The 567-nt window shown below is 64.4% G+C and carries 1 protein-coding gene; it reads right to left on the bottom strand.

Features of this window, described 5'->3' with window-relative positions; translation table 11 throughout:
• Positions 1–180: 180 nt before the first annotated feature.
• A partial coding sequence (locus tag AD89_RS0117590) for an FtsX-like permease family protein (protein WP_025780984.1) occupies positions 181–567 on the bottom strand: 387 nt, incomplete at its 5' end.

Here is a 567-nt window from a genome sequence, read left to right as displayed (position 1 = left end):
TCGCGTTCGGCGATGACGCGGGCGAGTTCCTCATCGAGGCCCTCGAACTCCTGCTGGAGTTCCTTGACGCGTTCGTCGACCTCGCTTTTGTCGTCGCGCGGGTCGGCCACCACCGAGGTGACCGGCATGATCACCGCCAATGCGGCGGCCGTGACGACGAGTCCGAGTCTGCGTCTCATCTCAGACCTTCGTGTACTTGTTCAGGGTGATCAGCGACGAGGCTCCGGCCATGAGCACGCCGATGATGATGAGCACGGGGGTGATGAGGAGGACGTCCCATCCGGAGATGAGGCTGAATCCAGTGGCCTGCGACTGCAGCCAGCCGCTGACACCGAAGCGGACGAGCAGGCCCAGAGCACCGGCGGACAGAGTCGCCCCGATGGCCGAAGCGATGACCCCCTCGAGCAGGAACGGCATCTGGATGAAGGTGTTCGACGCACCGACCAGTCGCATGATGCCGGTCTCCCGGCGTCTCGAGAACGCGGAGAGTCGGATGGTGGTGGCGATGAGCAGCATCGCGCACAGCAGCATGATGCCGGCAATCGCGATCGCGACGATCGTCGCGAT

The organism is Brevibacterium sp. VCM10 (genome assembly GCF_000583215.1).
In the GTDB taxonomy this organism is placed as follows: Bacteria; Actinomycetota; Actinomycetes; order Actinomycetales; family Brevibacteriaceae; genus Brevibacterium; species Brevibacterium linens.
Note: the sequence above shows the minus strand (reverse complement) of the source record. Positions and strands in the feature narration are given on the sequence as shown.